The sequence below is a fragment of the Segetibacter sp. genome, assembly GCF_025963695.1.
Taxonomy (GTDB): Bacteria; Bacteroidota; Bacteroidia; order Chitinophagales; family Chitinophagaceae; genus Segetibacter.
Genome location: NZ_JAOQAH010000085.1, coordinates 89,325 through 101,597 on the forward strand (window position 1 = coordinate 89,325; position 12,273 = coordinate 101,597).

Below are 12,273 nucleotides of genomic sequence, written 5' to 3' on the forward strand. Positions count from 1 at the left end.
CCAGTAATAATTTATCCACTTTTTTTGAAGCAGTGACTAAAAGCATGATTCTACAAACTGGCAAAATAGAAAAAGTAAAAAGAACAATAACAACCTTAATAACGGTTGTTTTTTTTATGTCTGGTACCACTGTAAAGTCATTTGCACAAACTGCGAATACGGCTGCAGCTTACACCTTGCCTGATCCCCTTGTTATGAATAATGGCGGTAAAGTTCGCACCGCCAGGCAATGGAATAGCCGCAGAAGAGAATTGATTGAGACATTCTCTCGCGAGATGTACGGTGTGGCGCCTGTGCGTCCCCGAACTATGACCTTTAAGGTATTTGATGTAAATAAGAATGTATTAGACGGAAGAGCTACCCGCAAACAAGTAACGGTATTCTTCGATGGAACAGTAGACGGCCCTCAAATGGACATTCTCATTTACCTTCCTAATCAGGTGCAATTTCCTGTACCGGTTGTATTGCAACTAAACTTCGACGGCAATCATAAAACCAACAGCGATACCGGGATAAAGCTTCCTGTTAGCTGGATGGAGCCGAAGACCATTGGAGTGGTTAATAATAGGGCGACGGAAGCCGGCCGGGGTAATGCATCCGGCGGTTGGGATGTAGATATGATTTTAAGGCATGGCTATGGTTTTGCAACAATTTACCGCGGCGATATTGACCCTGATTACGCTGATGGATTTAAGAACGGTGTACATGCGCTTTATCCTGAACTGCAGGGAAGAGGTGATAACTTTAGTACGATGGGTGCATGGGCGTGGGGATTAAGTCGTGCAATGGATTACCTGGAAACAGATAAAGATGTTGACGCAAAGCAAGTAGCGTTGTTTGGCTTTTCAAGGTTAGGAAAAGCGGCTTTGTGGGCAGGTGCAACCGATCAACGTTTTGCTTTGGTAATTAGTAATCAATCGGGGGCGGGTGGGGCAAAATTATTTCATCGTGCAAAGGGCGAAAATATAAAACGTCTATGTACTGTATTTCCTCATTGGTTTTGTTCAAATCTTAAAAAATACATTGACGAAGATTCTATCCTTCCTTTTGATCAACATATGGTTGTTTCTCTAATCGCTCCCAGGCCAGTTTATATCGGCAGTGCAGAAGGAGATAGAAATTCTGATCCTGAAGGTGAATTTGCCTCGGCTTTAGCTGCTGACCCTGTTTATCGTTTTTTAGGTACCGAGGGATTTCCAGCCAAAAAAATGCCTGGCTTAAGTGAGCCTGTAGTTGGACGGCTTGCCTACCATATTCGTCCCGGAGGCCACAGTGTTATGCCATATGACTGGGAACAATACTTACAGTTTATTGACAAATACTTTAAAGGGAGAAATACAAACGTAATAAAGGTTAAAAGATGAAATTAATAAGAGTGTTACAGCTGTACGCTTAAAAAACGGGCAGGTGAAAACATTTCTATGTGCACCAGTAAATTCCTTTTAACTATTTTGCTCTAAATTGTTATTGAAACGTTCTTACTAGTACTACTAACTCAACCATTTACAATGCAGCTTGCTTCAAATGAAACTACATCTAGCACACCAGTTAAAAGTTCAGGAAATCTCTTCGGTATTTCTTTAATAGCGGCCCTCGCTGGTTTTATTTTTGGATTTGACACTGTTGTTATATCCGGGGCAAACCTTCCCATTAAAGAACTTTGGCACACGTCTCCCTGGTTTCACGGATTCTTTATTATGTCAATGGCTTTATGGGGCACAGTGGTAGGTGCGTTATTTGGGGGAGCTCCTACAGAAAAGTTTGGACGAAAAAAGATTCTGTTATGGATCGGGGTACTTTTTAGTGTTTCAGCTATAGGATCGGCATTAGCGCCAGACCCTTATTCTTTTTCATTCTTCCGTTTTATCGGTGGCCTTGGCATCGGCGTATCGTCAGTAGCGGCTCCAACTTATATATCTGAAATATCAACACCTGCTACCCGCGGAAGGTTGGGAGCCATGTACCAGTTTAATATTGTATTCGGAATATTAGTGGCTTTTCTTTCAAACTATTTTTTTGCCGGCGTAGGTGGCGAGAATTCATGGCGTTGGATGCTGGGGGTTATGGCTGTTCCCTCACTTATTTATACGATAATGGTTATAGGTATTCCTGAAAGTCCGCGTTGGTTAATAGCTAAGAAAAACGACCTGGCAGGTGCTGGCAAGGTATTATTAAGGTTGGGGATCACAAATGTTGAGGAAGTGATTTCATCGGTTACAGACAGTATTAAGCATGAAACTTCTGTAGGTCACACCTCAGGATTTTTTAGTTCTAAATATAAAACTATCCTTTGGCTGGCGTTTCTTGTTGCCTTTTTTAACCAGGTTTCCGGGATAAATTTTATACTATATTATGCCCCCGAAATTCTTGAAAGAGCTGGTCTTGCTGCAAAAGAGTCGCTCTTAAACTCTATAGCGATCGGCGGTACCAACCTTATTTTTACATTCGTCGGGCTTTATCTTATTGACAAAGCAGGCCGGAAAACCTTGCTAACTATAGGCAGCTTCGGCTACATTCTTAGTCTTTCTATGGTTGCGTGGGCATTTTATTCTCATGCAAGCCCCGGTTTTCTATTGGTGTTTTTGTTGCTTTTTGTAGCATCTCATGCTGTTGGCCAAGGCGCTGTTATTTGGGTATTTATATCTGAGATTTTTCCAAACAAGGTAAGGGCAACAGGGCAGTCTTTTGGTGCAAGTGTTCATTGGGTGTTCGCAGCATTAATCACCCTGTTCAGCCCTGTTTTTCTCGATTCGGAAAATGGGATTTTCAAAGATAATCCGTGGCCAATATTTGCGTTTTTTGCATTTATGATGTTATTGCAACTGGTATGGGTACTGACAAAAGTTCCGGAAACCAAAGGTGTTTCGTTGGAGCAACTGGAAAGGAAATTGGTTAAGGAGAATTAAGTCTGATAGAAACAGATTTGAAGTACAATAAAAAGCCCCTCCTATTAAGGAAGGGTTTTTTACAATCAAGAATTTGCCCCCAACTTCTTGCCTCCCAAAGGTGGGCTTATTATTAAAGCAAGACAACCGCATATTTATGTGATATTTTGCAAGTGTTACTTAATTCGAAAGTGTTTAATGAAGCTTTTGATAACAACCATGATGAAATGCGGACCAAGCCTTCAAAAAGTGGAGGTGGGCACAATGTTGAGAAAGCTTCCTTTGATGGTGACATAGCTAACGCCGCCGTTTTCCTATTATCCTATTGGCAGTATAACCGGAGTTACTATTGTACAAGGGTGCGACGCAACGAATGCTTAATTGATATCCGTTGCCTGCACCCAAAAAAATAACGGTGATCTGTAAATGATAAAATAAAAGAGAAGCAACTTCATTTATATTGCTTCTCTTTTATTTACAACGAATTATGTTAGCAACTACACATTGCTCTGCTTTATCCTCATAAAGTTGGCGATCCACTGAAAGGCTACGAACCCAATGAGAAAAAGTATTGAGAAGATATTGAGTGGATCGGATGTAATGAATGCTTGTATGATGCCGAGTACGCCAAGAATAAACATGACCCCGCTATAAATAACGAGTTTGCTATTGCGTGTTGAGTCGGAGAACATGGAGCCAAGCGGAACCATCATTGCAAAACCGAATACTGCAACCAGTAGCCAGTTTGGATTAGAAAACAATGAATAAAGAATAATTCCAATAATACACAGCAGCAGGCTGGCGCCAACAAAATTTGAACTCCATATTTCCTTTTTATTTAAAAGGTATTTGCCGTACGGATTTAAGCGAAGAAACAAATTGCTTACCGGGGTAATAATCCATGTAGAAAATGCAAACAGGGCTATTAAGACCATGAAAGGGATAAGAATTGGTTGCAAACTTTTATAGCTCTCAACAATAAAATTTAGTAGCCTGGTGGCAAGGTAGAAACCAATTATAAGCCCCCACTGATTCTTTTTCGAGAGGTTGCCCATGAAAAAAGCATACTTAAGAAAAAGGCGATATAATATATACTTTGCTTTTAACGCCTGGGCCATACCTGACTGTGCATGCTGTGAATTCGGATTGTTTTTAAGGGCCTCCCGGAAGTGTTCGAGTGCTTTTTTATGGTCACCTTTTTCGAGCAAGCCCCATCCGTAATTTGAGTGAGTGTAAGCGTTATTAGGATCTTGAGCTAAAGCTCCCTCAATTGTGCTGAAGGAGTCTTCTTTTCTATTCAGTTTAAGCAGTGCCGTACTTCTGATATTTAATCCTAAAATGTTTTCAGGATCACGTTGCAGTGCTTCGTCTGCCAGTTCTAAAGCTTTTTCGTATTGTTTCCGGGTTAGTTTTACTGAGGCCCATAACGCAAAAAAGTCTGCTTCATCCGGATCAATAGCTACCGCTGTTTGCAGATTTTTTTCTGCTTCATCATATTTGTTTTTCCGAATCGCAATACTTGCCTTGATATAAAATAAATAAGCAGTATCGGGACTCAAGCCAATAGCGCTATCGATCAGCTCCTCCGCCTCTTTTGTATCATCCTGCTGTAACTTAACCTGCGATAACATGGCTAACACAAAAATATTATTTGGATCCTGGCTAAGAATGTTTCTTAGCAGGTGGCCAGCTTCTTCGTACCTGTTCTGCTGTATTAATATTTGAGCTCTCTGAATTAAATTATCAGCCATTGCTATTTTTTAATTTTCATATGCGTTAAGATATCATCGTAAAGGCCAGAGTCATTGGCAAACAGCGCGAAGTTTTTAGCCGTTGCAAACCATTCTGATGTACTTGCTTTATGCCTTTTTACTGCGTTTAGAATATCTTTTGTAGAAAGGGGTTTGGGAATTCCATCTTTAAAGGATTCTTCGAGCTTTTCTTCAATAGCTATATCAATGATTGCCTCAATATCGGCTCCTGAATAATTTTCTATTTTGGAGGCAAGGCTTTTATAATCGATTGATTCAATTGGTTTGTTTTTTAGTTTCAGTTTAAGGATAGATTCCCTTGCTTCTGTGTCGGGAGGCGGAATAAAAATGATTCGGTCAAAGCGTCCCGGCCTTCTGAATGCTGAGTCGAGATGCCAGGGGGTGTTTGTTGCGCCAAGAATTAAAACACCTTCGTTGTTGCCATCAATCCCATCCAATTCCTGCAAAAACTGGTTTATTAAATGCCTGCCGCCCGATTGTTTCATATCGCTTCGGCTGGCACCCAGCGCATCAATTTCATCGAAGAATAATACACACGGAGTATTTTGTCTTGCTACCTCAAAGATGTTGTGCAGATTTTTCTCGCTGTTGCCGACCCACATATCAAGTATATCACTGAGACCAACGCTGATAAAACGAGCATTTACCTGGCCGGCCGTTGCTTTTGCAATATAAGTTTTACCGCATCCGGGAGGACCATACAATAAAATTCCTCCACCTGCTTTCTTGCCGTAGGCTTTATACAACTCGGGATGCTGAAGGGGACGAATAATTTTTAGATCTATCTCTTTTTTTATGTTGGCCATTCCGCCTACGTCATCGAAATTAATATCTGCCTTTTGTATGAAAGGTGACTCAAACGCTTCATCGTCGTCATCATCATCATCATCATCCTGCCCCATGATCGAAGACAGGCGTAATTGATTATCGAGTTCTTCGTCTCGAAATGCAGGATTTATTGAAAGAGCCTTTTTATAAATTTCGGTTGCCTTGTCGATAGAATGTTCTTTTAGTAGGGCTTTTGCATGCAAGATGAGTACGTCAAAATCTACCGTGCCGGTTTGAAGAAGCTCTTCGAGTATTACGTTGCAGTGAGAATATTGCCCCTTTAAGAAAAAAACAGTCGCAAGTCCTGTTTTGGACTGGTGGGTATCGGCCATTGCCATTATCTCTTTGTACTCTTTTTCAGCCTCATCCAGGAGAGAAGCTTTTAATAAAGTATCTGCAAAATGTTGTTTTAATGGAATGTTTCCAGGTGAGAATTTTAGTGCTTCCCTGAGACTGTTTATTGTATTGTCATCCATGTATAATAAAATTATTTTTTGTAAGAATAGGTGGTAAGTTTCTTATAAAACGCAATATTAGTGTTTAAAAACAGGGATGTTTTATTATATGATAAAAAAATGGTACCGAAGAAAGCTTTGTTTTCCTTAGGTATAGAAAAAATTAGTAATCAGTACGAAAATATTAAGAAGCCAACTTGAAGTATAAACAGGAATTGGTTTCTAATTGACACTATTAATGAACAGTCGGCACCTATGATAAAGACGCAATTGTTTTGAATAGCGAGGTGAAAGAGGTAATTATCATTTGTAATTTGCCCACATTCGTCTGCTAGTTCAACAGAAAAAACTTCAGATACAACATATTCAGTTCTTCCTCACTTTTGTTTCGAAGTTTATCCACCAGTTGTGCAAATGCAGAGGGAGTGGGCTGTATGGTATCCATAAAATGTTTTTCTCAAAATTACACTTCTATTTCGGGGTTAAATTTAAACGCTCGGCCAAATTGCTAAAGTAGATGATGAATCATTCACAGGCAATTTAGCCATCAACCAGCCAAAAGAATTTACCTGTCTGGCAATTCCTCAATCCCTTACTTTTGCAGCTATGACACAAGAACAGATTAAGGAAATGAGGGACAGAGTTGCCGTCCTAAGGAGGTTTCTTTGACGTCGATAATCGACAGGCTAAAATAGATAATGATAAGCAGCTTTCACTTTCACCCGGCTTTTGGGATGACAATGGTCGTGCAACCGGCATTCTGAAAGAAATAAAATTAAGTGAGTTTTGGACAAAGCTTTACCATGCCGTTGAAACAGCGGTAGAGGACTTTGCTGTGTTGTTTGAATTTTGGAAAGCGGGTGAGGCAAGTGAGGAGGAGGCTAAAGAAGCTTATACTCTTGCTACAGCAGCTATTGAAGAAGCGGAGTTTAAGAGTACACTGAACGAGCCCGAAGACGAACTCACTGCTATCATGCAAATTAATCCCGGAGCTGGTGGTACGGAGAGCCAGGACTGGGCGGAAATGCTCATGCGTATGTACCGGATGTATGGCCAGAAGCAAGGCTGGAACGTGACGGAGCTTGACTTGCAGGAAGGTGATGGAGCAGGTATTAAAAGTGCTACGCTTCAGTTTGAAGGTGCATTTGCTTACGGCTTTTTAAAAGCTGAAAGCGGCGTGCATCGTCTGGTTCGAATTTCTCCATTTGATAGCAATGCCCGAAGGCATACATCGTTTGCCAGTGTATATGTTTACCCTCTTATTGATGATACCATTCAAATTGAAGTTAATCCCAGTGATGTAGAATGGGCTTTCTTTAGAAGCGGCGGTGCAGGCGGGCAGAACGTAAACAAAGTGGAAACTGCAGTGCGGCTAACACACAAACCTTCGGGAATTATAGTGGAATGCCAGCAGGCGAGAACGCAGGGCGAAAACCGTGAAAAGGCGATGAAGATGCTGAAGAGCCGACTTCATGAAGAAGAGATGCGAAAACGCGAAGCAATTAAGAACGCCAACAACGCCAGCAAGAAAAAGATAGAATGGGGCAGCCAGATCCGCTCTTACGTTTTTCACCCATATAAAATGATTAAGGACCATAGAACTGATTATGAAGTGGGTAATGTGGGACCGGTGATGGACGGTGACCTTGACGGCTTTATTAAAGCTTATTTAATGATGCAGAAGGAAGTTGAAGCAGCTCCGTAGGACCACTAAGACCCGTAAAACGCAACTTGAAGCAACACTAATAAATTTAATAACATTTTTTGTAAAAAAATTAAGAGGGTCTCAACGTTTTTTATCTCTCCAAAACTACCGCGCTCTTGCAAGTTCCCCTTTAGTGAAATTTAGGGGGTGCGCTCTTATTCTTCTCAACCAAATACTCCAGCCATAGGGTTTTATTATAGGCAGGACAGTAGAAATAGTAGTTGATGTAGCTCCAGTGAAGAAAAATTTGTTTGAAAGGTGTGGGGTATGAAAAGGCAGGTCTGGCCTGGAAGAATAAATACTTCTGCTGGTTGCTTTTTTCAAATTCTTCTATTGTATTTAGATCAAGTGGAGGCGCTTCAGCATTTAATCGAAGCAGTGCTGTTCGCAATATTACTTGATCCATCACATTGGTGCTTTCTTCCAATTCTTTCCGGATGTCTGCTACTAACTGAGGTGTATATGGTTGCAGTTGAGGGATTTTGAAAGCACCCATTAGCCGGGTTAAATGATATAACAAAACAGGTGTCTTTACATAATAAGGCGATATATAAACAGGCCTTGTTTTATAGTACCTGTTTTTTACCATTTCGGTAATGTATTCTAAAGTTGCTGTGTCTTGCTTTACTAACGGCAGCCCTTTTTCGAGCATGAAGTACATAATGTTACACTGAACAGAAAAATCAAAGTCAGGAGTCATTTTAAAGCCCATCCAGGTGCTGTAGGCGGGCAGATTTCTGTATTTTCTGAAGGTTGAAATTATTTTTCGTCTGCTGAGGTTACTTACACCAATCATCCTTTTTTTGGCAAGCGTGTTTACACTGTCGCTGTTATCTGAAGTCATTAATATCATAACCGTATCGTCCGCGTCTTCGCCCTGGCCAAAAACAACCTTTAAATATTTAAAGTAATAAGTGTGGGGCATGATGGGGGAGTAGGTTGGCCAGAAATTATAAAATGGGTAACCAAACCTGTTCTTGAAATTTGGATAAGTTGACGCAGCTTGTGAGACAATATTTTGTACAACCCGTTTGTTTTTTTCATCCAGGAAAGGAATCATGTTTTTAAAAGCGAAAGCCGTGATTGCTGTAAAAAAAATGTTGTTATCGGGCTGAAGATTATGAGGAATTCCTCCACATTCTCTTGTTCCGTAGAACATGCCGGCATAAAATTCACCATCATCTTGTTTCACCTGCATTGCTGCAATATCCTTTACCAACGCATTTATTAAAACGGTATCATTATTTGCAAAAGAATAAGATGAAAAAACAGAAAAGAGTAAAATATATACGGTTCTTCTCATAGGGAAAGGTGGCTTAACGGCGAAGCGCCTGAGTGGTTTAAATTGATAATCATTTGACGCTTGATAGATGGGAGCATTGGCTGAATATTTAAAAAATCGTACACGCGTGCGACGCAACGGAAGTCTAATAGTGGCAGTGCTGCGCGGTAAAAAAAATTTTTCGGATACTTAAATAACACAAGCATAGCTGTTGTAGTAATGACAAAAGTTTAAGTAAGCCTTGGAAGCTTGTAAGCATAATACAGCCACTTTAATACATTTTTTGTTTTCTCCATATCGCAAACCAACTGTTTTCGACTCATGTTTTTGTAATTTAACGGTTTGCCTAACTGCCGCTCTAAACCGATCATCTTATCTATTACCACAACACCTCTGCTAATAACGAGGTGCATGGCAATAGCGAATTCTTCTTTTTTATGTTGCTGGTAGGGAAGGGCATAAATGAGGCGGTTGCATTCCTTTACCCTCGACATAAATAATGCTTTCAATCTGCTGTAATCAGCACAACGGTCGGGAAGTGTAATGATGCCGTCGCGAAGGTCTTTACACATATCGAAAAGATCGTTTCCAAATTGCATCAAACTACCCACGTAAAACAATACTTTCCACATAGCCGCACTGGCGGGGTTTTCCATTATCTGGTGATAGATGATAACAGAGTGGCCACCTTTTGCATACGTTATGCGTTCAAGCTCCTCATCGTTTATTGCAGGGTCCGTTTGTTTTATGGTTTCCAGTTGTATCTCAAACACATTTTTTGCGGCTGCAAGGTATTCCTTTTTGTTAGGTACATCTTTCAGCATAAAAGATTGTATTTCCTTGGCAACGTGTGCTGAAAAAGTTTGAGCCTGGTAGCGTTCAGGATGATAAGTAATTTCATTTATAGCATCCACATCCAGCCTGTCAATATCAAATAAGTCGTCGCCCACCGGTGTCAGTATTCCAAAAAGCGTGGCTCTTTTTCTTTCAGGACTGGTGTAGTTTTCATTGTATAAATGTTTATAGCTTGAGCAGAGAATGGTAGGAATAAATAAGCCATAGTACTGTCTTATCTTTTTTAATTGCTCTTCATCAAAAGTACCTGCATGTTTTTTCTGTAGTTCTTCCAGATAAGGGTTTAAAAATGTATTGATGTAATGCTGCTGTATTTTTAATTCTTTCCTGAACCTTGTAATGGTTCTTAAGTAAGATAAGATTATCATTTCTCATGCTGTTTCTGTAAGTGGGTAAAGATATTATATTCTTAATTTGAGGTTGGGCTTTTAAAATATTGGAGCACCTGGTGCCAGCTAGCGGGTAAGCTTTTTGCTGCAAATTTTGTAAACGCTTATGAGAAGTAAAGCCCACATCAAAAGTCATCCTATACATCCTATATTGGTATGTTTCCCCCTGGCGTTTTATATTGGCACCCTTGTGTTCGACTCACTGCGTATCATTAAAGACGACGTTGCTTTCGGGTTAACCGGTCAATATCTTCATTCTGCGGGAATTATTGCTGCTGTGTGTGCTGCTATTCCGGGTATCATCGATTACACGTATACAGTGCCGCCAAAAAGTTCAGCTAAACAGCGTGCAGCGACACATGGTATCGTAAATACTGCCGTCCTGCTCATATTTGGTATTGCTTTATACTGCAAGCACATCGATCATTTTCCGCCTTACATAGTTATTGGCTTAGAATTTATTGGGGTTGTGCTTACCTGTTATGCAGGTTGGTTGGGCGGAACCCTGGTACACAAAAACCAGATCGGAATTGACGTACGGTATGCAAGCTCAGGCAAATGGAAAGAACAATACTTTGAAACGGCGTCGGGGCGATTAGAAGTCTGTGCAATTGATGAGCTGCAGGTTGACCAGATGAAACTTATACATGCAAAAGATAAACGTATAGTGGTTGCCAGGACAGAGCAAGGTTTTGTTGCTTTTGATGACCGCTGTTCACATAAGGGAGGTTCTCTTGCCGGCGGCGCAATGATTTGCGGAACAGTACAATGCCCCTGGCACGGAAGCCAGTTCGATGTTGCAACAGGTGCAGTAAAAGCGGGGCCTGCAACCGGTAAAATTCCAACGTACCTCGTTACAGAAGGGGAGGGAAAGGTTTTTTTGATGTTGTAGAGAAGGCGGAAACTGGTAGTTAAAAACTAAATTGGGAGGTCGCAGGGAGAAAGTTTTTTTTGTGTACCAGCTAACCTCTTTGTTTGGGCTCCGGTTGCGGCGCTCCGTTCAGGTTTTCATCTTTATTGTACCTTTTTTCCATAATAATAGCCCTTTACGAAACACGAACTTCGTTTGTAATGTATACTTTTTCACCTACTGCCACCACCATTTCGCAAGGCCCCTCAAAGCCATTTCCTGTTTCAAATGTTTTTAGTTCCATCTCAATTTCCTCCCAAACCGATTCTTTTTCGGCGTCTGGCAATCCGCTTAGCATTTGGTGTAACGCACCAAAAGATTCCTTTTCAAATCGAACACATTCTTTCGCTGATGGAAGCAGCAAAGGAGAGTTAACGCGTTCTGACTGTACATTTTTGAAGCCCGCTTGTTGAAAGGTTTTTTCAATAATACCTTCGGCTCCTAAACTAAATGGACCGGGCTGACCGGGTAGAGGTGGTGGTAGCTTTGCACGATTGCGAATAATAGAAACGGGTACCGAGAAAAATTTATTTTTTTCAGGAGTTGAATAAACGATGGCCGCAACTTTACCGCCGGGCTTCAACACCCGCAACATTTCTTTTAAGGCTTTTTGCTGGTCTGGAAAATAGATAAGGCCGACTCTTGAAATAACTGCATCGAAAGTTTCATCTTGTAATGTTAGATTTTCGCCGTCCATAACCTTCGTCTCTATGTTGTTTAGCCCGGCTTGTTGCGCCATTTTCCGGGCAAATTCCAAAATATTCGAAGAAATGTCCGTTGCCAAAACATAACCAGACGGTCCCACTTTCCTGGCCGTTGTTATAGATTGTTCACCGGCTCCAGCGGCAACGTCAAGTACCCGGTGGCCAGTTGCAATACCAGCCATTTCTACCATTTTATCCGTCGCTGGCCCCAACCATTTATTTAGCGTGTTGCTCCATTTATACCATGCTTCTGCTGCCGACTGCCACTGATCGTGGGTAGTGTTCTTGTATTTTACCGGGTCAAATGGAGGCGTAGCTGTTTCCATAATAGAGTTGATTTATTAAACTTGATTTTAAAAAAGAGCAAACTCCAAACGCTGCTGGCGTCCAGCTCTCTTGGGGATATAGAAAGATAAATACTTTCTGTAACTTTTAAAATAGGTGCAAAAAAATGGTTGAGAAGGTGGCAAGTAGTTATGGGCCTGGCA

At 41.0% G+C, this 12,273-nt stretch carries 9 protein-coding genes; 4 read left to right on the top strand and 5 right to left on the bottom strand.

Features of this window, described 5'->3' with window-relative positions:
* Nucleotides 1-44: 44 nt before the first annotated feature.
* Both JWR87_RS14880 and JWR87_RS14885 read left to right on the top strand, forming a co-directional pair.
* Complete coding sequence (locus tag JWR87_RS14880) at nt 45-1,364, top strand: hypothetical protein (protein ID WP_297821478.1); 1,320 nt, start codon at nt 45-47, stop codon at nt 1,362-1,364.
* A gap of 144 nt (nt 1,365-1,508) precedes the next feature.
* Nucleotides 1,509-2,906: a sugar porter family MFS transporter gene (locus JWR87_RS14885; RefSeq protein WP_297821480.1), complete on the top strand. Its 1,398-nt coding sequence runs from the start codon at nt 1,509-1,511 to the stop codon at nt 2,904-2,906.
* A gap of 476 nt (nt 2,907-3,382) precedes the next feature.
* Here the strand turns inward: JWR87_RS14885 and JWR87_RS14890 are convergent, their stop codons facing one another.
* Complete coding sequence (locus JWR87_RS14890) at nt 3,383-4,636, bottom strand: tetratricopeptide repeat protein (RefSeq protein WP_297821482.1); 1,254 nt, start codon at nt 4,634-4,636, stop codon at nt 3,383-3,385.
* Nucleotides 4,637-4,638: 2 nt separating this feature from the next.
* Nucleotides 4,639-5,961 (bottom strand): ATP-binding protein, encoded by a 1,323-nt coding sequence (locus tag JWR87_RS14895; RefSeq protein WP_297821484.1) that lies wholly within the window; start codon nt 5,959-5,961, stop codon nt 4,639-4,641.
* A 585-nt stretch (nt 5,962-6,546) separates the two neighbouring features.
* Between JWR87_RS14895 and prfB the strand changes: the two genes are divergently transcribed.
* A protein-coding gene (prfB, locus tag JWR87_RS14900; RefSeq protein WP_297821486.1) for a peptide chain release factor 2 occupies nt 6,547-7,645 on the top strand; the annotation gives its coding sequence in 2 pieces (ribosomal slippage) (nt 6,547-6,594 and nt 6,596-7,645; 1,098 coding nt in all).
* A gap of 130 nt (nt 7,646-7,775) precedes the next feature.
* Here the strand turns inward: prfB and JWR87_RS14905 are convergent.
* Nucleotides 7,776-8,948 carry a hypothetical protein gene (locus JWR87_RS14905; RefSeq protein WP_297821488.1) on the bottom strand — a complete coding sequence of 391 codons (1,173 nt, stop codon included), beginning with the start codon at nt 8,946-8,948 and terminating at the stop codon, nt 7,776-7,778.
* 209 nt (nt 8,949-9,157) lie between these two features.
* On the bottom strand, nt 9,158-10,150 hold the full coding sequence (locus JWR87_RS14910; protein ID WP_297821490.1) for a hypothetical protein: 993 nt from the start codon (nt 10,148-10,150) through the stop codon (nt 9,158-9,160).
* A gap of 127 nt (nt 10,151-10,277) precedes the next feature.
* Between JWR87_RS14910 and JWR87_RS14915 the strand changes: the two genes are divergently transcribed.
* Nucleotides 10,278-11,063 (top strand): DUF2231 domain-containing protein, encoded by a 786-nt coding sequence (locus tag JWR87_RS14915; protein WP_297821492.1) that lies wholly within the window; start codon nt 10,278-10,280, stop codon nt 11,061-11,063.
* 154 nt (nt 11,064-11,217) lie between these two features.
* Here the strand turns inward: JWR87_RS14915 and JWR87_RS14920 are convergent, their stop codons facing one another.
* Nucleotides 11,218-12,111, bottom strand: coding sequence for a class I SAM-dependent methyltransferase (locus tag JWR87_RS14920; RefSeq protein WP_297821494.1), 894 nt, complete (start codon nt 12,109-12,111; stop codon nt 11,218-11,220).
* Nucleotides 12,112-12,273 lie beyond the last annotated feature (162 nt).

Bases quoted from the DNA above. Each gene is read 5' to 3' on its own strand.
- JWR87_RS14880 (WP_297821478.1), top strand. From the start codon at position 45: ATGATTCTACAAACTGGCAAAATAGAAAAAGTAAAAAGAACAATAACA.
- JWR87_RS14885 (WP_297821480.1), top strand. From the start codon at position 1,509: ATGCAGCTTGCTTCAAATGAAACTACATCTAGCACACCAGTTAAAAGT.
- JWR87_RS14890 (WP_297821482.1), bottom strand. From the start codon at position 4,636: ATGGCTGATAATTTAATTCAGAGAGCTCAAATATTAATACAGCAGAAC.
- JWR87_RS14895 (WP_297821484.1), bottom strand. From the start codon at position 5,961: ATGGATGACAATACAATAAACAGTCTCAGGGAAGCACTAAAATTCTCA.
- JWR87_RS14905 (WP_297821488.1), bottom strand. From the start codon at position 8,948: ATGAGAAGAACCGTATATATTTTACTCTTTTCTGTTTTTTCATCTTAT.
- JWR87_RS14910 (WP_297821490.1), bottom strand. From the start codon at position 10,150: ATGATAATCTTATCTTACTTAAGAACCATTACAAGGTTCAGGAAAGAA.
- JWR87_RS14915 (WP_297821492.1), top strand. From the start codon at position 10,278: ATGAGAAGTAAAGCCCACATCAAAAGTCATCCTATACATCCTATATTG.
- JWR87_RS14920 (WP_297821494.1), bottom strand. From the start codon at position 12,111: ATGGAAACAGCTACGCCTCCATTTGACCCGGTAAAATACAAGAACACT.